At 39.6% G+C, this 19,488-nt stretch carries 12 protein-coding genes; 2 read left to right on the top strand and 10 right to left on the bottom strand.

Translation table 11 applies throughout. The annotated features are described in order from the left end of the window. Positions 1–12: 12 nt before the first annotated feature. The 8 genes from fbaB to GWI68_RS13065 form a co-directional block, all read right to left on the bottom strand. Positions 13–1,062 (bottom strand): class I fructose-bisphosphate aldolase, encoded by a 1,050-nt coding sequence (gene fbaB / locus GWI68_RS13100; RefSeq protein ID WP_109407737.1) that lies wholly within the window; start codon positions 1,060–1,062, stop codon positions 13–15. Positions 1,063–1,111: 49 nt separating this feature from the next. Next, positions 1,112–2,005, bottom strand: a complete 894-nt coding sequence (yegS, locus tag GWI68_RS13095) for a lipid kinase YegS (protein ID WP_166540571.1) — start codon at positions 2,003–2,005, stop codon at positions 1,112–1,114. Between the two features lie 296 nt (positions 2,006–2,301). Beyond that, complete coding sequence (gene yegQ / locus GWI68_RS13090; protein WP_072068445.1) at positions 2,302–3,681, bottom strand: tRNA 5-hydroxyuridine modification protein YegQ; 1,380 nt, start codon at positions 3,679–3,681, stop codon at positions 2,302–2,304. Positions 3,682–3,800: 119 nt separating this feature from the next. Beyond that, positions 3,801–4,508 carry a two-component system response regulator BaeR gene (baeR, locus tag GWI68_RS13085; protein ID WP_109407735.1) on the bottom strand — a complete coding sequence of 236 codons (708 nt, stop codon included), beginning with the start codon at positions 4,506–4,508 and terminating at the stop codon, positions 3,801–3,803. Positions 4,509–4,531: 23 nt separating this feature from the next. After that, positions 4,532–5,908, bottom strand: a complete 1,377-nt coding sequence (gene baeS, locus GWI68_RS13080; protein WP_166540570.1) for a two-component system sensor histidine kinase BaeS — start codon at positions 5,906–5,908, stop codon at positions 4,532–4,534. Next, entirely contained in the window at positions 5,905–8,988 is a 3,084-nt protein-coding gene (gene mdtC / locus GWI68_RS13075) for a multidrug efflux RND transporter permease subunit MdtC (protein WP_166540569.1), read from the bottom strand. Before mdtC ends, baeS begins: the two co-directional genes overlap by 4 nt. Continuing rightward, a complete protein-coding gene (locus tag GWI68_RS13070; protein WP_166540568.1) occupies positions 8,985–12,116 on the bottom strand; it encodes an MdtB/MuxB family multidrug efflux RND transporter permease subunit in 3,132 nt (1,043 codons plus the stop codon). The genes mdtC and GWI68_RS13070 overlap by 4 nt, the downstream gene beginning before the upstream one ends. After that, complete coding sequence (locus GWI68_RS13065; protein ID WP_166540567.1) at positions 12,116–13,351, bottom strand: MdtA/MuxA family multidrug efflux RND transporter periplasmic adaptor subunit; 1,236 nt, start codon at positions 13,349–13,351, stop codon at positions 12,116–12,118. The genes GWI68_RS13070 and GWI68_RS13065 overlap by 1 nt, the downstream gene beginning before the upstream one ends. 561 nt (positions 13,352–13,912) lie before the next feature. On the opposite strand from GWI68_RS13065, the gene dtpA reads away from it, so the two are divergent. Continuing rightward, on the top strand, positions 13,913–15,379 hold the full coding sequence (gene dtpA / locus GWI68_RS13060; protein WP_166540566.1) for a dipeptide/tripeptide permease DtpA: 1,467 nt from the start codon (positions 13,913–13,915) through the stop codon (positions 15,377–15,379). Between the two features lie 164 nt (positions 15,380–15,543). Here dtpA and GWI68_RS13055 read toward each other — a convergent pair whose 3' ends face one another. After that, positions 15,544–16,917, bottom strand: coding sequence for an MFS transporter (locus tag GWI68_RS13055; protein ID WP_109407729.1), 1,374 nt, complete (start codon positions 16,915–16,917; stop codon positions 15,544–15,546). Positions 16,918–17,688: 771 nt separating this feature from the next. Here GWI68_RS13055 and GWI68_RS13050 point away from each other — a divergent pair. Further along, on the top strand, positions 17,689–17,910 hold the full coding sequence (locus GWI68_RS13050) for a hypothetical protein (RefSeq protein WP_166540565.1): 222 nt from the start codon (positions 17,689–17,691) through the stop codon (positions 17,908–17,910). Positions 17,911–17,993: 83 nt separating this feature from the next. Here the strand turns inward: GWI68_RS13050 and mgtE are convergent, their stop codons facing one another. Beyond that, positions 17,994–19,457, bottom strand: coding sequence for a magnesium transporter (gene mgtE / locus GWI68_RS13045; protein WP_109407727.1), 1,464 nt, complete (start codon positions 19,455–19,457; stop codon positions 17,994–17,996). Between the last annotated feature and the right edge of the window lie 31 nt (positions 19,458–19,488).

The following is a 19,488-nucleotide window of genomic DNA, read 5'->3' as shown; positions in this document are numbered from 1 at the left end:
TAAATTTATCAATTAAGCAATAGTGACGGATTTATCCAAATAAACATCTTGTACTGCATTAATCAGGGCAACCCCGTCTTTCATTGATTTTTTGAACGCTTTACGGCCTAAGATCAGACCCATACCGCCAGCACGTTTATTAATAACGGCGGTGCGAACAGCATCTTCAAGATCATTATTACCAGAAGCGCCACCAGAGTTAATTAATCCCGCGCGACCCATATAGCAGTTTGCTAATTGGTAGCGAACTAAATCAATTGGGTTTTCAGTAGTGAGTTTCGTGTAAACACGCTCATCAGTATGACCAAAACCAATTGCTTTAAAGCCACCGTTATTTTCAGCCATTTTTTGTTTAACGATATCAGCACCAATAGTTGCCGCTAAATGGTTTGCCTGACCCGTTAAATCTGCACTTGCATGGTAATCTACGCCATCTTTTTTGAATGCTGGGTTGCGTAAATAGGCCCATAGTACAGTGACCATACCCAATTCATGAGCACGTTCAAAGGCCATTGAAATTTCTTCAATTTGGCGACGGCTTTCTTGTGAACCAAAGTAAATAGTCGCACCCACTGCAACAGCACCCATTTCAAAGGCTTGCTCTACGCTGGCATACAGTGTTTGGTCATATTGCGCTGGGTAGCTTAGGGTTTCATTGTGGTTTAATTTCACAAGAAAAGGAATTTTGTGTGCATAGCGACGAGAAACAGAAGCAAGAACACCATAAGTAGAGGCAACACAGTTACAACCTGCTTCAATCGCTAACTCAACAATATTTTTTGGATCAAAATAGAGAGGGTTTGCTGCGAAAGAAGCAGCTGCTGAGTGCTCAACACCTTGGTCAACAGGTAGAATAGACAGATAACCCGTTCCCGCTAAACGCCCGTGATTAAACAGGGTTTGCATTGAACGTAACACGCTATTAGGGCGATTATTATCAATCATGACACGATCAACAAAGTCAGAACCTGGCAGGTAGAGATTTTCGCTCGGGATGGTTTGGCAACGATGGTCTAATAATGATTTTGCATCAGCACCTAACAAACTTACTATATCAGTCATTACATACTCCAGTTCATGATGAGATGAGAGTGATTGTCATTTATCTACATTAAGATAACAAGTCACATTGAGGCGGTAACCGGCAGTGGATCGCTTCAGGTAACACAATAAATTCAAATTTATTCCCTAAAAGGGGTTCTCCATCTAAATTAAACACCATTTCATGAGAAGCACTAATGTTTACCCAGCGACTTTCTCGCTCAATTATCTTGTCATTTTTCTTGCTATCAAACATGCTACTTAAAATAGAGGGGAGAAGTTCGTGAGCTTCAACAATGGTGATATTGAGTTTATTGTCATTAATTAAGGCTTCAGAGCATAATTTTTGTCCGCCACCCGCTTGACGGCCATTACCGATAGCTAAAATAAGAGATTCACCTTCCCAATGGAAATTTTCAGCTTCAATAGTGCAATAATCAGCTTTTAAAGAGTCGATACTTAAAAGACCATTAATAAAATAGGCTGCTCCTCCTAATGCTGATTTTAATGCCTCAGGGGTTTCTGTTGTGATTTTGGTTCCAAAACCACCTGACGCCATATTAATAAAATAGTGCGTCTTGTTCACTGAGATAACATCAATGGGAACAGCACGACCTTTAACCGCTAAATTAAGCGCATTTTCCATATCACGAGGGATTTGTGCGCTGGTGGCAAAATCATTTGCTGTGCCTAATGGGATAATACCAAGTGTCGGTAAAGATGAGGGGGAAAGATGAATTAATTCAGAAACAACGCTATTAATCGTTCCGTCACCACCTGCCGCAATCACTGTTTCTGCCTGTATATCTATAGCTTCTTGTACAAAACGACGTATATCACTGGATTCCCAAGTTACTCTTACTTGGAGGTTAAAACCTTCGTTACGTAATTGGTAAACGGCTTTTCTCAATGCACCGTTGTTAGCGCTTTTTCCATTAATGATCAGCAAACTAATTTTACTCATTGATGAGTCCCTTTAATTGAATCACTCTTTTAAAGGTAATGGATATCGAGAAAATTACTATTTTTTTTACAAATGATAACGAAAAAGAGAACGTGTTTACGTAAAGGAGAGTTGATAACGGTGATGAAAAAAGAAAAGGCAAATCCAAGGGAGATTGGATTTGCCAAGGAGGTGGTTCCTAGTCTTACTGTATTCATTCTAGTTCTTTATTTTTCGGAACTGATGATACGGTAAACAAATCATTATTGATGTGATCTGTATTTGAAATTGACCACTTTAAATCAGATTATGACGCTTTACTTCACTTCTACAGCATCAATCTTATGCGGTTGACGTGTTGTTGTACCTTGTAGGTTGCGGATCAACAGTGCGAAATCTAAATCAACATCTTCCGGAACAGACAAATAAACCATATGACCATTACCCGGCGCAACATCCGTTGGTTGTTGTTTTTTGTTAAACAACGATCCTAACGTGAACTGAATATTTCCAGTTGGTGTCATTAATTCTAGGCTATCACCTAAAACAAATTTATTTTTAACATCAACTTCAGCTAAACCGTTTACGCGTTTACCGGTGAATTCACCGACAAATTGTTGGGTGTCAGAGACAGAATAACCATATTCATAAGTTTGGTACGCATCATGGGTATGACGACGTAAGAAACCTTCTGTATAACCGCGGTGTGCTAAACCTTCTAATGTCGTTAGCAACGTTGGATCAAATGGTTTACCTGCAACAGCATCATCAATTGCACGACGATACATTTGCGCTGTACGGGCACAGTAATAGAAGGATTTAGTACGACCTTCAATTTTCAGAGAGTGCACACCCATTTGTGTTAATTGCTCAACGTGTTCAATCGCACGTAAGTCTTTTGAGTTCATGATATAAGTACCGTGTTCATCTTCGAACGCAGTCATATATTCACCAGGACGTTTTGCTTCTTCGATTAAGTAGACTTTATCTGTTGGCGCGCCAACACCTAAAGTAGGCTCAACGTTTTTAACTGGAATTGGCGTGTATTTTTCAACGATATTACCCACATCGTCTTCTTTACCTTCTTCGACTTTATATTCCCAACGGCAAGCGTTAGTACAAGTACCTTGGTTCGGATCACGCTTATTGATATAGCCAGATAGCAGGCAACGGCCTGAGTAAGCCATACATAATGCACCGTGAACGAAAACTTCTAATTCCATGTCAGGAACTTGCTTACGAATTTCAGCAATTTCATCAATAGAGAGCTCACGAGACAGGATCACTCGTGTTAATCCCATTTGACGCCAGAATTTTACGGTTGCCCAGTTAACGGCATTGGCTTGTACTGAAAGGTGAATATCCATTTCAGGGAAAGCTTCACGCACCATCATGATCAAACCCGGATCAGACATAATCAGCGCATCAGGGCCCATATCAATGACGGGTTTTAAGTCACGGATAAAGGTTTTTAATTTAGCATTATGGGGTGCGATATTAACCACAACATAGAAGCGCTTACCTAATTCATGGGCTTCTTGAATACCTTTGGCAAGGTTTTCGTGGTTAAACTCATTATTACGCACACGTAAGCTATAACGTGGCTGACCTGCATAAACGGCGTCTGCGCCATAAGCAAATGCATAGCGCATATTTTTTAATGAGCCAGCAGGAGAGAGTAATTCGGGTGTAAACATGGTTAATTTCCTGGTTCTGATTTCAAGTCAGTCCCCCACACATTGGGTAGGGGTATATCATAAAGGGGGGGATTCTAGCGCTTAAGTGTAGCGAGGTTCAATGTATTCCTGAAAAAATATCATCGAAATCGATAAGCTTGAGTCTCCCAACGATACCCTTGACCATAAATTGAGCGAATAAATTCAATTTGATCGTTAAGTTGCTCAAGTTTACGTCGTAAGTTTTTAATATGGCTATCAATGGTTCTGTCCGTCACAATGCGGTAATCATCATAAAGGTGATCCATTAGCTGATCACGAGTTAATATTTTTCCAGGTTGTGTGGCTAATGCTTTGAGTAAGCGGAATTCAGCTGTGGTTAAGTCGAGAATTTTATTGTTATATTGGATTTGATAAGCCTGTTCATCAATGACAACTAACTTATCGCTTTGAACAATATCTTGTGGTCGATAAAAACGGCGTAATAAGGTTTTGACTCTGGCGACCACTTCTCTTGGGCTATAGGGTTTACAAATATAGTCATCAGCACCAATCTCAAGCCCAAGCAATCTATCTACTTCCTCTGTTTTGGCGGTGACCATAATGATGGGAATATCGGAAAAATGACGTAACTCTTTGCAGATAGTAATGCCATCTTTAACGGGTAGCATCAGATCTAATAATATTAAATCGTAATGTTGCTGTTTTACACAATGGCTCACTTCGGCGCCATCTGCTAACCAATGAGTTTGATAACCTGATGCTTGAAGGTAATCAATAAGTAATTGGGCAAGTTTAGGTTCGTCTTCAACAATCAGGATTGAATAGGGTGATTCAGATGCTGTCATTTATTGGCTCAATAGTTATAGGCTTAGAGATCATCAGAATATGCGGGTAATTCTATAAGAATTTTCATGCCACCTAAAGATGAAGGCATAGCACTTATTTTACCATTATGAGCTTCAACGATATTTTCGCAAATCGCAAGACCTAATCCAGAACCTCCACTGGCACGATTTCGTGAGCTTTCTGTACGATAAAAGCGTTGGAAAACGGCTTGATACTGTGATTTATCTAATCCAGGTGCGCTATCTTCTAAGGCTATTAATACGCAGTTGTTCTCTTTTTTTGTCTTGATATGTAATTGCCCACCAGCATAGGTATAGCGCACACTATTTTCCAATAGATTATGAAAAAGCTGAATAAGTCGGTCAGGATCGGCTTGTACAATTAATGGAGAGACATCATCTAATTCAGTGTATAAGGCAATATCTTTGGTGTGATATGTATGACGATAAGAAGCAACAGCTAATAAAATCACCTCATTAATATCAATAAAATCTTTACGATAAGTGAGTGAGCCTCTATCGGATAATGAAAGTTGGTGGAGATCATTCACCAGTTTTGTCAGGTTTGTTACTTCGAATAACAGAGAGTTTAATGTCTCTGGCGTGGGCTTTCTTACGCCATCTTGTAACGCTTCTAATTCCCCTTTTAAAATAGCGAGGGGGGTACGTAACTCATGTGAAATATCAGCCATATAATCACGACGAATTTGCTCATTTTTCTCTAGTGTGCTGGCGAGTTGGTTAAAATCTGTGGCGAGTTGGCTGATTTCATCTTTACTACTGGGTGTGACGCGAACAGCAAAATCACCCGCGGCTAACTTATGTGTGGCTTCGACCAGTCGTTTAACGGGGCGTATCATATTGCGAGAAAGGATCAATGTAATAAGTAAAGCTAAAAGAACCGTTAAACCTGCAATTATCCAACTGGTACGCAGTTGTTGTTTGTCAAAACTGATATCCGCTTCACTACTGATCTTATCTGCGGCACTGACAATCACCCAACCCACAATTTCATCATGGGAAGTAATTGGTTTTTTGAATGTTTCTTCAGGAAACTGATTATCATGACCAAATAAGCGCTTCATGTTTTTATCAACAATCCAAAACTGTGTGCGCCAGCCTTTTGGTGGTGGGCCTTCACTGCTTTGGCTTATTTGGTCAATACTGCGTAATATTTGATAAAGAGAACGATCATCTCTATTAAGAAAACGCCAGTCGCCAGTTAAAGCATATTGATCTGTTAAGGCTTCAGCTAAAAGAGTTGCACGCTGTTCACTGTTTTTCTTGATATAGCCAATAAACCCTTGTTGAAAGCTACCTCGAATACCAATATGCATTGCAAGAACCACAACCATACAGGTAGCGAAAATGACCAAGAACAGCTTGCTTCTCAGTTTCATGCTTTAGCCTCTTTCTTGCTGAAACGTCGTTGTTGCCAACGTTCACGCAATCCATCAAAAAATAGATAAATAACTGGGGTTGTATAAAGGGTTAAGAGTTGGCTCATTAATAACCCGCCTACGATTGTTATCCCTAAAGGTTGTCTTAATTCTGCACCATCTCCACTTCCTAACATTAATGGCAATGCGCCAAATAATGCGGCAAGGGTTGTCATAATAATTGGGCGAAAACGTAATAAGCTGGCCTGAATAATGGCTTCTTTGGCTGACAATTTACCCTCACGTTGTGCGGTGATCGCAAAATCCACCATAATAATGGCGTTTTTCTTCACAATACCAATCAGCAACATAATGCCAATAAGCGCAATCAAGCTAAAAGGTGTATCAAAAAGCTGTAACGCTAATAACGCACCGACACCCGCGGAAGGAAGGGTGGATAAAATAGTAAGTGGATGAATATAGCTTTCATACAGTACACCTAATACCAAGTACACAGTCACAATAGCTGCTAAGATCAGAATAAGCTGTGACTTAATAGTTTCTTGGAAGATCTGTGCAGTACCTGCAAAGGTGCCCCTTACGGTATTGGGCACGCCCAACTCGGTCATTGTGCGTTCAATAGAATCAATTGCATCGGCCAATGTATAGCCTTCAGGAATATTAAAAGCAATAGTTGAAGATGCAGATAATCCTTGGTGATTAACACTTAATGGCGCATTAGCTGGATACCAACTTGCAAACGCGGATAATGGAATGCGCTCACCTTGATTATTGACCACATACATTTTATCTAACGCAGAGACATCTTGTGTGTATTGCTCAGAGACTTCCATGACTACTTTATACTGATTTAATGGTGCATAAATGGTGGATATCTGACGTTGACCAAAAGCATTGTTCAGCAAATTATTGGCATCACTGACGTTAATACCTAATTGTGACATAGTATCGCGATCGTAAGTCAGTGCCATTTCAGCACCTTTATCTTCTTTATCAGAGTTAACATCCACAAGCTGAGGTAGTTCACCCAAAGCTTTACGGACAATCGGCTCCCATTTACGCAGCTCGCTTAAATCATCAGCTAATAATGTAAATTGATAACTGGCATTCGCTTGGCGCCCACCCGCTCTAACATCTTGCACTGGCATTAAAAAGAGGTTAGCGCCAGGTTCATCAGCAAGTTTGGCACGTAAACGATTGATCACTTGATTGGCACTATCAGTACGTTCTGACAGTGGATTGAGGGAAATAAACATAAACCCACTGTTAATACGACCGCCTCCCGTAAAACCCGTTACGCTATCCACGTCTTTATCTGCATTTATTTCTTGCATAAAACGGGTCATTTTTTCTTTCATTGATTGGAATGAAATACTTTGGTCAGCACGGACAAATCCCATTAAACGACCCGTATCTTGATCGGGGAAAAACGTTTTTGGTGCACTGATGTATAAATAAGCATTTAAACCCAAAGTGGCGAGAAAAATGGCCATAACCCAGCGTCGATGACGCAATGCGGCTTGTAATGTGACACTGTAACCTTGTTGAGCGCGGAAAAGTAACTTACCAAAACCGCGTAAATGCGATTGCGCTTTAGGTTTCATTCCTTTAAGTAAATGCGCGCACATCATGGGTGTTAGCGTTAGAGAAACAAATAGCGAGATAGCAATAGCGGTTGTTAAGGTAATGGCAAATTCTTTAAATAATCGCCCAACAAGACCATCCATTAACAGTAATGGAATAAAAACGGCAACAAGAGAAATACTCATCGAAAGGACAGTAAAACCAACTTCGCCAACCCCTTTTAAGGCGGCATCTTTAGGTTTTAAACCATTCTCAATATGGCGAGAAATATTTTCCAGCACCACAATAGCATCATCAACCACAAAGCCTGTCGCTACGGTTAATGCCATCAATGAAAGGTTGTTTAAACTAAAGCCACAAAGATACATGGCTGAAAAAGTACCAATTAATGAAACGGGTACAGCAACTGCGGGGATCAGCGTGGCGCGACCGGAGCGTAAAAATAAGAATACAACTAAAATCACTAACGCCACAGCAATGGTTAATGCGCGCTCAACTTCCGCTAATGATGCGCGAATAGTCGGTGTTCTATCTTGTGCGACTTTCAAGTCAACGCTTGCGGGAATAAGCTCACGTAATTCTGGAAGCTCATCACGAATGCGGTTAACCGTTTCAATAATATTAGCGCCTGCTTCACGACGAATAACCAGCAAAATAGCCGGTTCACCGCCACTCATCCCTGCGGCTCGCGAGTTTTGTACAGAATCGGTAACTTGTGCCACATCGCCTAAACGCACAACTGCATCTTGATTGTAATGCACGATCACAGGACGATATTCCGCCGCTTTACTTAGCTCATCGTTAGTTTGGATTTGCCAACGGCTTTCATCGTTATTGACAAAGCCTTGAGGCCGCCGCACATTCGCTTGGTTAATCGCTTTTCTAACATCATCAAGACTGACATTTTGGTTAAATAATGCATCGGGATTGAGGGCGACACGTATCGCTGGCAATGAACCGCCACCAACCGAAACTTCACTGACACCTTCAATCTGCGAGATTTTTTGTGCCAACCTTGTTGAGGCGAGATCGTAAAGCTCCCCTGTATTTTGGGTATCAGAAGTGAGCGTTAAGATCATAATCGGAGCATCTGAAGGATTCGATTTATAATAACGCGGACGGCTTGGCATACCTGAAGGCAACAAGCTTTGTGAGGCATTTAACGCTGCCTGTACATCACGAGCTGCTGTATTGATATCTTTGTTTAAATCGAACACCAGTGTAATGCTGGTACTGCCAAGCGAACTGCTTGATGTCATTTCATCAATACCCGCAATTCGCCCTAAAGAGCGTTCAAGCGGTGTTGCCACAGATGACGCCATAGTTTCTGGCGACGCCCCAGGTAATGAGGCGTAAATATTAATAACCGGATAATCAACTTGAGGCAATGGGGCAACAGGGAGCAACATAAATCCTAATGCACCACATAGCGAAATCGCCAAACTGAGTAACGTAGTTGCTACAGGTCGTTGAATAAAGAGGGCGAAGAACTTCATGATACAGCCCCGTCATTATTCTCAATATGTTTATTGCGGTTTACATAGAGTGATAATTTATCAAACAGTAGATAAATAACTGGCGTAGTAAACAGGGTTAAGATCTGGCTCATAATTAAGCCACCAACCATACAAACCCCTAATGGCTGACGTAACTCTGCCCCTACACCAGTACTTAGCATCAAAGGTAAAGCCCCGAGAAGTGCGGCCATTGTTGTCATTAATATTGGACGAAAACGTAATAAACACGCTTGATAAATAGCCTCGTAAGGGGTTAAACCTTGCTCTCGTTCGGCGGCAAGGGCAAAGTCTATCATCATGATCGCGTTTTTCTTTACGATCCCGATAAGCAAAATGATCCCAATAATCGCAATAATATCAAGTTCATTACCCGCGGCCATTAATGCAAGTAATGCACCGACACCTGCCGTAGGTAGCGTAGATAAAATAGTAATAGGGTGAATGAAGCTCTCATATAACACACCGAGTACGATATACATTGCCACAATAGCCGCGATAATCAGCCATAAAGTGCTAGAAAGCGCACTTTCAAATGCCAACGTCGCACCTTGGAATTGTGTGGTGATATCTTTAGGCATAGAAATCTGCTCTTCAGCCAATTTTACTGCTTTTACTGCTTCTTCAAGCGACGATTGTTCAGCGACATTAAATGAGAATGTTGCTGAAGGGAATTGTTCTTGATGATTAATCGAAAGTGGCGCTAGGCGTTGTTCTACGGATGCAATAGATAATAAAGGTACCATCGCACCATCTTTGCCAGTTAAATGTACGGCTGAGAGCGCCTGTAAACCATCACCACTGCGAATATCTTGTTCCAATACAACGCGGTACTGATTTGCTTGAGTGTAGATAGTTGAAATTAAACGCTGACCAAAAGCATTATAAAGTGCGTTATCAATCTCACTCATTGTAATACCTAAGCGACTTGCAGAATCTCTGTCTACTTTGATATACGCCATCATACCGCCGTCTTGCCAATCACTGCTAATGTCGGTTAGTTCTGGACTATTTTTTAATGATTGGGAAAGCTTTGGTACCCAATGTGCCAATTCATCTAATGATGTTGCTTGCAACGTAAATTGATATTGAGTACGAGATACTTGCGTATCAATTGTTAGATCTTGAGTGGGTTGCAAATAGAGCGTTATGCCTGAAATAGAGGCTATGCGTTCTTGTAGGCGAGGAATTATTGTATCAATACGCGAGTCGCGTTGATCAAGGGGTTTTAATGTGATTTGTAATCGGCCCGTATTGAGAGTTGCATTACTGCCATCAATGCCGACAAAACTGGCAATATTATCAACTGCAGGATCATCAATCAGTTTATCAACCACTTGTTGCTGTTTTTCAACCATTGATTGATAAGAAATAGATTGTGAGGTTTCAATGGTACCCTGCAATAATCCATTATCTTGTAATGGGAAAAAACCTTTAGGAATAAACATATACAGCAAAACAGTTAACACCAAAGTGCTGAGTGCAACACCAAGCGTTATCCATTGATGGTTTAATACACGTTTTAGCCAAACGGCATACACGGCAATCATCTTTTCAAAAAAGTGTTCACATGCTATTTCAAAACGATTGTGTTTGATTTCATTTTCAGGTTTTAGCAATCGTGCACACATCATTGGCGTTAATGTTAGCGAAACCACCGCAGATATTAAAATGGCGACTGCAAGGGTGATTGCAAACTCTCTAAATAAGCGACCAACAATATCCCCCATAAATAACAGAGGGATCAGTACAGCAATAAGAGAGAAAGTAAGCGAAATAATGGTAAAACCAATTTCACCAGCCCCTTTTAGTGCTGCAGTTAATGGTTTATCACCACGCTCAAGGTAGCGGGAGATATTTTCAATCACAACAATGGCGTCATCGACAACAAAGCCTGTGGCAATCGTTAATGCCATTAAAGTGAGATTATTGACAGAAAAACCGCAGAAATACATCACTGCGAATGTACCAACTAATGAAAGTGGTACGGCAATGCTTGGAATTAAGGTTGCGACACCATTACGTAAAAAGAGATAAATTACCATCACCACAAGGGCGATAGCTAAACCAAGCTCAAATTGCACATCTTTAACTGACGCGCGGATCGTTGTGGTTCTATCAGTTAAGATCTCAACATTCACTGATTTAGGTAAATTAGAGACTAAATCTGGTAATAAATTACGAATATTATCAGTGGTATCAATAACGTTAACGCCGGGTTGACGTTGAACATTTATAATAATCGCCTGTTCATTGTTGGCCCATGCACCTAACTGATTATTTTCAGGCGCTTGTTCGATAGTTGCGATATCAGATAAACGAATAGGCGCATCATTTTTATAGGCAACGATAAGTTGGCGATAATCTTCTAATGATTTCATTTGGTCATTAGCCGATAAGGTTACAGAGCGAGTAGGGCCATCAAGGCTTCCTTTCGCTGAGTTAACGTTCGCATTATTGATTGCTACACGAATTTTTTCGCTATCTAAACCGTAAGACGCCGCAGCTTGTGCATTGAGTTTGACTCTAACTGCGGGGCGCTGGCCACCCGCTAAAGCGACTAAACCAACACCATTAACTTGTGAAATTTTTTGCGAAATACGGGTTTCAACCATATCTTGCAACTGTGTCATCGGTAATGTTGAGCTAGTTACCGCTAAAGTTAAAATTGGTGGATCAGCTGGGTTTACTTTGCTGTAAATCGGTGGGTAAGGCAAATCGGAGGGGAGTAGATTCGTCGCTGCATTTATCGCAGCTTGTACCTCTTGCTCTGCAACATCTAATGGTAAGGTTAATTGGAACATCAGTGTGATCACCGATGCACCACCAGAACTTTGTGATGACATCTGTTTTAACCCAGACATCTGCCCAAATTGGCGTTCAAGTGGTGCAGTGACAGCTGATGTCATTACATCAGGGCTTGCTCCAGGATAGAGAGTAACAACCTGAATAGTTGGATAATCAACTTCAGGTAAGGCAGACACAGGCAACATACGATAGCCGACAATCCCTGCTAACAGTATGGCGACCATAAAAAGGGTTGTTGCAACAGGGCGCAGAATAAATAGGCGAGATGGTCCTCCACCTGTACCGTGTGTTTTTTCGGTCATTACGCTTTCTCCGCAACTACACGGTTATTTTCTTGAGTCTTTGGTACAGAAGGTGTCACGATTTCGACTTTTGCACCTTGTGTTAATCTATCCACACCATCCGTTACAACACGCTGATCTGCTGATAAACCAGACGCTATCACAACTTTTTCTGCATTTTGTAAGGCAATTTCTACGCGTAATTTGCTCACTTTATTTTCGTTATCCACAATCCAAACAAAGTGACCTTCATTACCCATTTGCAAAGCAGCATTCGGAATAACAACTGCTTTTTCTAATGTGGTGACATAAAGACGGACATTGACGAATTGATTAGGAAATAATGTTGTCTCTTGTTGTGGGAAGCGCGCTTTTAACTTAATAGTGCCAGTTGTAGCATCAATTTGGTTATCAACACTAAATAATTTTCCTTGAGCTAATTCAAATTGGTTATTTCTGTCTAATGCAGTGACAGGCAAATCAGTATTGTTTTTACGTGCTTGAATGACTTTTGCTAAATCTTGTTCTGGCAATGTAAAAAGCAGATCAACAGGGTCCATTTGATTAATAACCACAATCGGCGTTGATGAACCACCTGAAATATAGTTACCCACATCAACTTGTTTTAAACCCACTCGACCTGAAATCGGTGCTGTAATTTTACTGTAAGTTAATTGCAGTTGCGCATTACTGATCGTAGCCTCATCAATACGAATGCTCGCTTCTGACTGTTTCACTAAGGCTTGCTGATTATCCAACTCTTGTTGTGAGACTAAATTAGTTTTTGCCAACTTCTGATAACGTGCTAAATCAAGACGTGCGTTAGCTAATGTGGCTTGATCTTTTGCAAGTTGTCCTTTGGCTTGGGCTAATTGCACTTCAAATGGACGAGAGTCAATTTCTGCTAATAAATCACCTTGTTGAACGTGTTGCCCTTCCGTGAAATGCAAAGCCATTAATTGACCTTCAACTCGACTTGTCACCGTGACGCTATTGGTTGCTTTCACTGTACCTAAAGCCGATAAAAATTGAGGCACATCTTCTTGTATTGATGTTGCGACCTGAACGGGCGGCATAGGAGGGCGACGAGATCCAGTTGTGCTTCGACTTTGTGAGCTTGTTGCTTGAGTTCCTTTATTTTCAGCTGTAGCTGTTTTTGCTGCATTAAATTGCCAATAGGCGTAAGCACCTGCGGCTACGATGATTAAAGCGATAATAAGAGAAATTCTTTTTTTAGCATTTTTATTTTTATTCATTACTTTTGTGATCCCACTGGCAACTAGCTAATCAGAAATACTGAAATGAAATTTTGGAATAGTGACATTCTACCTGTTTCTACACAGTTAAAAATGGAGGAAATATGGAAATTAAGTCAAGGAATGTGTTTTATTGGCGTTATTTTAAGCAGTTAAAATGAAATGATACTGGCATTATTTTATCGTTGTTATTCAATAAGCCATTATTTATTAAAAAACAGACAAACAACAGCGTGGCTTAATTGTTTATATAGGGATAATTAAGTAGAAAATAATTTATTGATAATCAGTAAGTTATTTTGCTTGATGCTTTTTTAATCGCATAACTATTTTGTACAAATGCCTGTAACTATGATAAAACGCAATAGTTAGTTATAATTCTTAGATAATTATGCTTTCCAGTGATAGAATGCCAACCTTGTTTTTCTCTGTGTTTGAACTCTTTTCAAAGAATAACAATCCAGTATGAAATTCACCGAGCTTTAACTCTGTCTTAAAATAATCATTTTTGTAAAAATTAGCCTAAATATAAAGGCGTAATAAAATAATTAGAGGTTTTTAGTGTCAACTGCAAACACACCTGACGATGGACAAAAACCGAGCCTGAATGCATTTAAACAGCCTCGCGCATTTTATCTCATCTTCTCAATCGAATTATGGGAACGTTTTGGCTATTACGGTCTACAAGGGATCATGGCCGTTTATCTGGTTAAAATGCTGGGCATGGGTGAGGCAGAAGCAATCACCGTTTTTGCTGCATTTACCGCATTGGTTTATGGTTTTGTTGCTATCGGTGGATGGCTGGGTGATAAAGTCCTTGGTACAAAAAGGGTTATAATCCTCGGTGCTATAGTTCTGGCAATTGGTTATGCAATGGTGGCTTTCTCAGATCACGATAAAGATGTGATTTATTGGGGGCTTGCAACCATTGCTGTAGGTAATGGTTTATTTAAAGCAAATCCATCCTCATTACTTGCAACCTGTTATGAGAAAAACGATCCGCAATTAGACGGTGCATTTACGATGTACTATATGTCTATCAACGTAGGCTCGTTCTTATCTATGTTAGCAACACCATGGTTAGCAGCTAATTATGGTTGGGATGTAGCATTTGCCTTAAGTGTTGTAGGTATGCTGATCACCTTAGCAAACTTTATGGTTTGCCGTGGTTGGATCAAAGATAAAGGTTCTAGACCTGATTTTGAACCGCTTAACTATTCAAAATTATTATTAACGCTGGTGGGGATTGTTGCATTAACTGCACTATCAACATGGTTATTGCATAATAATGAAGTCGCAAGTTGGTCTTTAGCTGTGATCTCATTAGGTATCATCCTAATTTTTGCGCGTGAAACCTTTATGATGAAAGGGGCTGCTCGCCGTAAGATGATTGTGGCGTTTTTACTGATGGTTGAAGCTGTGGTCTTCTTTGTTCTTTACGATCAAATGCCAACGTCTTTAAACTTCTTCGCAATCCATAATGTTGAACATTCCCTTTTAGGTTTCAGTGTTCAACCAGAGCAATTCCAGTCACTTAATCCATTCTGGATCATGTTAGCAAGCCCATTATTAGCGGCTGTGTATAACTTTATGGGTGATAAACTACCAATGCCATATAAGTTCACCGTAGGGATGTTCTTAAGTGCGACTGCATTCTTAGTGTTACCACTGGGTGCAAGCATGGCAAATGAAGCAGGTATTGTCTCTTCATGGTGGTTAGTAGCAAGCTATGGTTTCCAAAGTATTGGTGAGTTAATGATTTCTGGGCTTGGCCTTGCAATGGTTGCTCAACTTGTACCACAGCGTTTAATGGGTTTTATCATGGGTGCTTGGTTCTTAACTTCGGCAGCCGCTGCAATTATTGCAGGTAAAGTTGCAAGTTTAATGGCGGTACCAGAAGATGTTCAAAGCGCACATGCCTCATTAGAAATCTATAGCAGTGTCTTCCTACAAATCGGTATTGTGACAGGTGTTATTGCAATCTTAATGCTTTTAACTGCACCAATGCTGAGTAAAATGACACAATAATTTGTAGCATTAAAAAACGAAAGCTGAAGAAAATAGAGGATGCCAAAAGGCATCCTTTTTTGTATTTGTTACCATAAAATGTAGCACAAAAAAATACCGCCCATATTAAGGGCGGTATTGTGTAAGGGGATATTAATAGAGCATATTTATACATTGATAAAGACTTAACCAACTACTTTATCAATTTGTAATGCAACGTCTTTTTCACGAGTAGTTGGCTTTACCGCAGTCCAACCTTTATAAGCTAAAGGTAAGAATGCGACAGCAATTGCTAAGAATGAGACTCCAGCGACATAATAGGCACCCGCCATTGCTGTCTTTTCTAACCATGCACCAGTTAACATTGGGGTTAATCCACCAAACACGGCATAAGCCATATTGTAAGCAAAAGACAACCCTGAAAAACGAATTGATGGTGGAAATGCTCTTGTACTAACAATTGGTGTTGTAGCAATCGCACCAACAAAAAAGCCCATCAATCCATAATTAAATGCTAACTGAAAACCTGACATTGCTGTATCTAAACTGCCATAGAAATGGAATGCAGTAACAATCAAGCCACCCCATGATAATGTCATTGAAACTCGTGTTCCTAATTTGTCGCCAATCCAGCCCCAGAAGATACAACCTAAAGTTAAGGTTAATGTTGCAACACAGTTCGCTTCCAATGAGGTGGTTCTATCAATTTTGTAAATCCCTTCAACAATTACACTAGGTGTCATCAATATGGTGACAACAATGGCTGTTGATAAAGACCAAGTTAATACAGCTGTAATTAAACACGCTTGTTTATGGTTTTTAATGACTGAAATTACAGGCATTTCTTGTGCTAAGGCTTTTTTTGCGGCCATCTCTTTAAAGATAGGAGTTTCTTGCAAGAAACGACGTAAGTAAACAGAAATTAAGCCAAATATCCCACCTAAAATAAAGGGAATACGCCAAGCAAAATCATTAACTTCCTGAGCGCTATAACTACGCTGAACGATAATTGCGACGATCGATCCTAATAAAATACCGCCCGTAATACCTGACGTTAATGTCCCAACACCCAAACCATAACGTTGTTTTGGCGTATGTTCTGCAATAAAGACCCAAGCACCTGGCATTTCACCACCAATAGCAGCACCTTGCATGATACGCATCAATAACAGCAATAATGGAGCAGCGACGCCAATGCTGGCATAAGTAGGTAATAAACCAATAATTAATGTTGGAACGGCCATTAAAAAGATACTTAAAGTAAACATACGTTTACGGCCAATAATATCGCCGTAGTGTGCCATAATGATGCCACCCAAAGGACGAGCAAGATAACCGGCTGCAAAAATACCCAATGTCTGCATCTGTGCAATAAAGGCGTTATCACCAGGAAAGAACAAGTGGCTCAATGTTTTCGTAAAGAACACGAAGATTACGAAATCATAGAACTCCAAAGTTCCTCCTAGTGAGGATAAACCCAACGTTTTATAGTCGTTGCGATTTAATGGTCTTGCCGTAGGTTGACTCAACGGCTGAGTGGAGTGTGATTGTGATGTCATAATAACAACCTATAATAATCATCGTGATAAAATTAATAACTAATAAAGTCACAAATATATTCTTTTAGGATCAGCAAATAAAACAGGGTGGAAATAAATAACAGTAGATGGTTATTTATAGGCTATTTACGTGAGAAAGAATAATGTTGTGATGATGGTTTAAGTTATAACAGGAAGCTCTTAATGATGTAAATAGGTTAAAATAAAACAATTAAATAGACTTAAAAGTCACTAATTTGTGGGTTTAATATCTTAATTGTTTAGTTTTTGTAATATATTATATTAATAAATTGAAGTTATTATATATAATGTAAAAATATTACGTATTATTGTTTTTGGGATGGATTTTAATATCTCTAAATAAAAACGAGGTGATATTGAATATATTTATTATGCTTTAAATAAACAATTAAATAATAAAAGCGCTATGAATTTAATTTATTATTTTTTGTAAAAAAAGTTATTATTAGATAATTAAGAAAGTTATTCGTATTAATAGTGAAAGATATGATCTGATAGGAAATAGATTATTAGCATATTCTACTATATGTTAAATTCGCCTTCCGTGGTTTTGAAATTCAAATAATTAATAATTTGTGAAATTTAATGCCATTTAAATTTATAATCATAATCATATTTTTGTGTTTTTATGCATAATGTGATTTTTTAGAACAGTCTCTCAAATAAAAAAATAAAAACAAAAATAAGCATCAAAAAAGTTATTTTTGATTATAATTACAACAGTAAGTCAATTGATATGTCGGAGGATTTATGGTCTCTATCTCAATGAGTGCTATTCTCTTAGCTGCAATTGTTCTGTTTGCCTCACTTTCTATCGTTGCATTAGGTGGTGGTTTAGCGTTAAAAACCATACTAAATAACACTAAACACACTGATAATTATGCACTGAGTGCTTCTGTTAAAAAAACGTTTATCACATCGCTGATCATCGTATTGCTACTTGTTTACTATTACCTTTCAACAACGGTTTAATTATTTATTGTTAGTCACACAAAAAAACGCCACTGTATTTTATTAACAGTGGCGTTAGTGTAATAACGTATTATTGCGTGATTTTAAACTAGGAAGATAGTGGCTAAACCTAAGAAAATAAAGAAACCACCTGTATCTGTAATTGCGGTTATCATAACGCTTGAACCAATTGCAGGATCTTTACCTAATTTAATCATGGTCATTGGGATCAGTACACCCATCATGGCAGCCATTAAGAGGTTTAATACCATCGCCATTGTCATTACCGCACCCATAGCAAGGTCGCCATAGAGGAGGAAAGTGACAATTCCCATTATCCCTCCCCAAACAATACCGTTAATAAGGGCGACACCAAGCTCTCTTAAAATTAAGAATGAGAAGCTTCCGGTTTGAATTTGGTGCAGTGCTAAGGCACGTACAATCATTGTAATAGTTTGATTACCCGTGTTACCTCCAATACCTGCAACAATAGGCATTAGTGTGGCAAGCGCAACTAATTGTGAGATAGTATCTTCAAAGACACCAATAACACGAGAGGCAACGAAAGCGGTACATAAGTTGATAGCAAGCCAAGTCCAACGTGTTTTAACGGCTTGTCCAACTGGAGCGAAAACGTCCTCTTCTGGGCTCAACCCCCCCATACGACGAATATTGGTATCGCTCTCTTCATGCATGTTATCAACGATATCTTCAACAGTTAATCGCCCCATAAGAAGACCATTGCTATCAACCACAGCGGCTGAAATTAAGTCATAACGTTCGAACGCACCCGCCGCATCTTCGCCTTTTTCTTCTGGCATAAAGCTCACAGTATCTGTTTTCATTACATCTGATACAAGTTTGTCAGGAGATTGCGTTAAAACAGTGGTTAATGGAAGTTCGCCCAACAGATGATTTTTATTATCGATAACGAAAATTTTATCCGTTGCTTCAGGAATAGAGCCTCGTTGGCGTAAATAGCGTTGTACAGTTTTTAACGTGACATTGCCTCGCACAGTGACGAACTCAAAGTCCATCATTTGACCAACGCTGTCTTTTGGATATTGCAGGACTTCTCTTATCCTATTACGCAGGCTTGGTTCTAAATAGGTAAGAAGGCGACGCATTGTATCGCGTGGTAAGTGCTCTGCAATGTACGCTTGCTCATCCACATGTAATGTGGCGACCGATCGTAATAATTCACGGTCGGTCATATCTTTAATTAAGCTGTCCCAAACGGCGACAGACGCTTCGACTAAAACAGCACCACGTTCATTATTATCAACCAAATGCCACAATGCGAGACGCTCGTCATAGGGAAGGGCTTCAAGAATATCTGCAATATCTGCCGCGTGTAGATCTTGTAGTAATTCTCGAACAGTGGTGATTTTTTCATGAAGTTCGTGGTGGCTCAGCCTATCATTTTCACTTGCTTCCCCTAAAACGGTTTCAACAAATTGATCATCTTCAAGAAAGATACTCAAAATTTGCTGACGCAGGAGTGCCACTTTTTGTGAATACGGATTGATGGCAGCCGCAGTATCATTGTTGATAGCTGTTTGAGACATGTTATTCCTTTTTAATTCTTACGAGGGAGAT

This window comes from Proteus sp. G2669 (genome assembly GCF_009915245.1).
GTDB lineage: Bacteria > Pseudomonadota > Gammaproteobacteria > Enterobacterales > Enterobacteriaceae > Proteus.
The sequence above is the reverse complement of the archived record's forward strand: the minus strand, read 5'-3'. Positions and strand labels throughout refer to the sequence as shown.

Excerpts from the sequence above, each read along its gene's own strand:
- GWI68_RS13055 (WP_109407729.1), bottom strand. The coding sequence starts at position 16,917 with ATGACATCACAATCACACTCCACTCAGCCGTTGAGTCAACCTACGGCA.
- baeS (WP_166540570.1), bottom strand. The coding sequence starts at position 5,908 with ATGAAACTGAGAAGCAAGCTGTTCTTGGTCATTTTCGCTACCTGTATG.
- GWI68_RS13070 (WP_166540568.1), bottom strand. The coding sequence starts at position 12,116 with ATGACCGAAAAAACACACGGTACAGGTGGAGGACCATCTCGCCTATTT.
- mdtC (WP_166540569.1), bottom strand. The coding sequence starts at position 8,988 with ATGAAGTTCTTCGCCCTCTTTATTCAACGACCTGTAGCAACTACGTTA.
- mgtE (WP_109407727.1), bottom strand. The coding sequence starts at position 19,457 with ATGTCTCAAACAGCTATCAACAATGATACTGCGGCTGCCATCAATCCG.
- GWI68_RS13065 (WP_166540567.1), bottom strand. The coding sequence starts at position 13,351 with ATGAATAAAAATAAAAATGCTAAAAAAAGAATTTCTCTTATTATCGCT.
- GWI68_RS13050 (WP_166540565.1), top strand. The coding sequence starts at position 17,689 with ATGGTCTCTATCTCAATGAGTGCTATTCTCTTAGCTGCAATTGTTCTG.
- yegQ (WP_072068445.1), bottom strand. The coding sequence starts at position 3,681 with ATGTTTACACCCGAATTACTCTCTCCTGCTGGCTCATTAAAAAATATG.
- yegS (WP_166540571.1), bottom strand. The coding sequence starts at position 2,005 with ATGAGTAAAATTAGTTTGCTGATCATTAATGGAAAAAGCGCTAACAAC.
- baeR (WP_109407735.1), bottom strand. The coding sequence starts at position 4,508 with ATGACAGCATCTGAATCACCCTATTCAATCCTGATTGTTGAAGACGAA.
- fbaB (WP_109407737.1), bottom strand. The coding sequence starts at position 1,062 with ATGACTGATATAGTAAGTTTGTTAGGTGCTGATGCAAAATCATTATTA.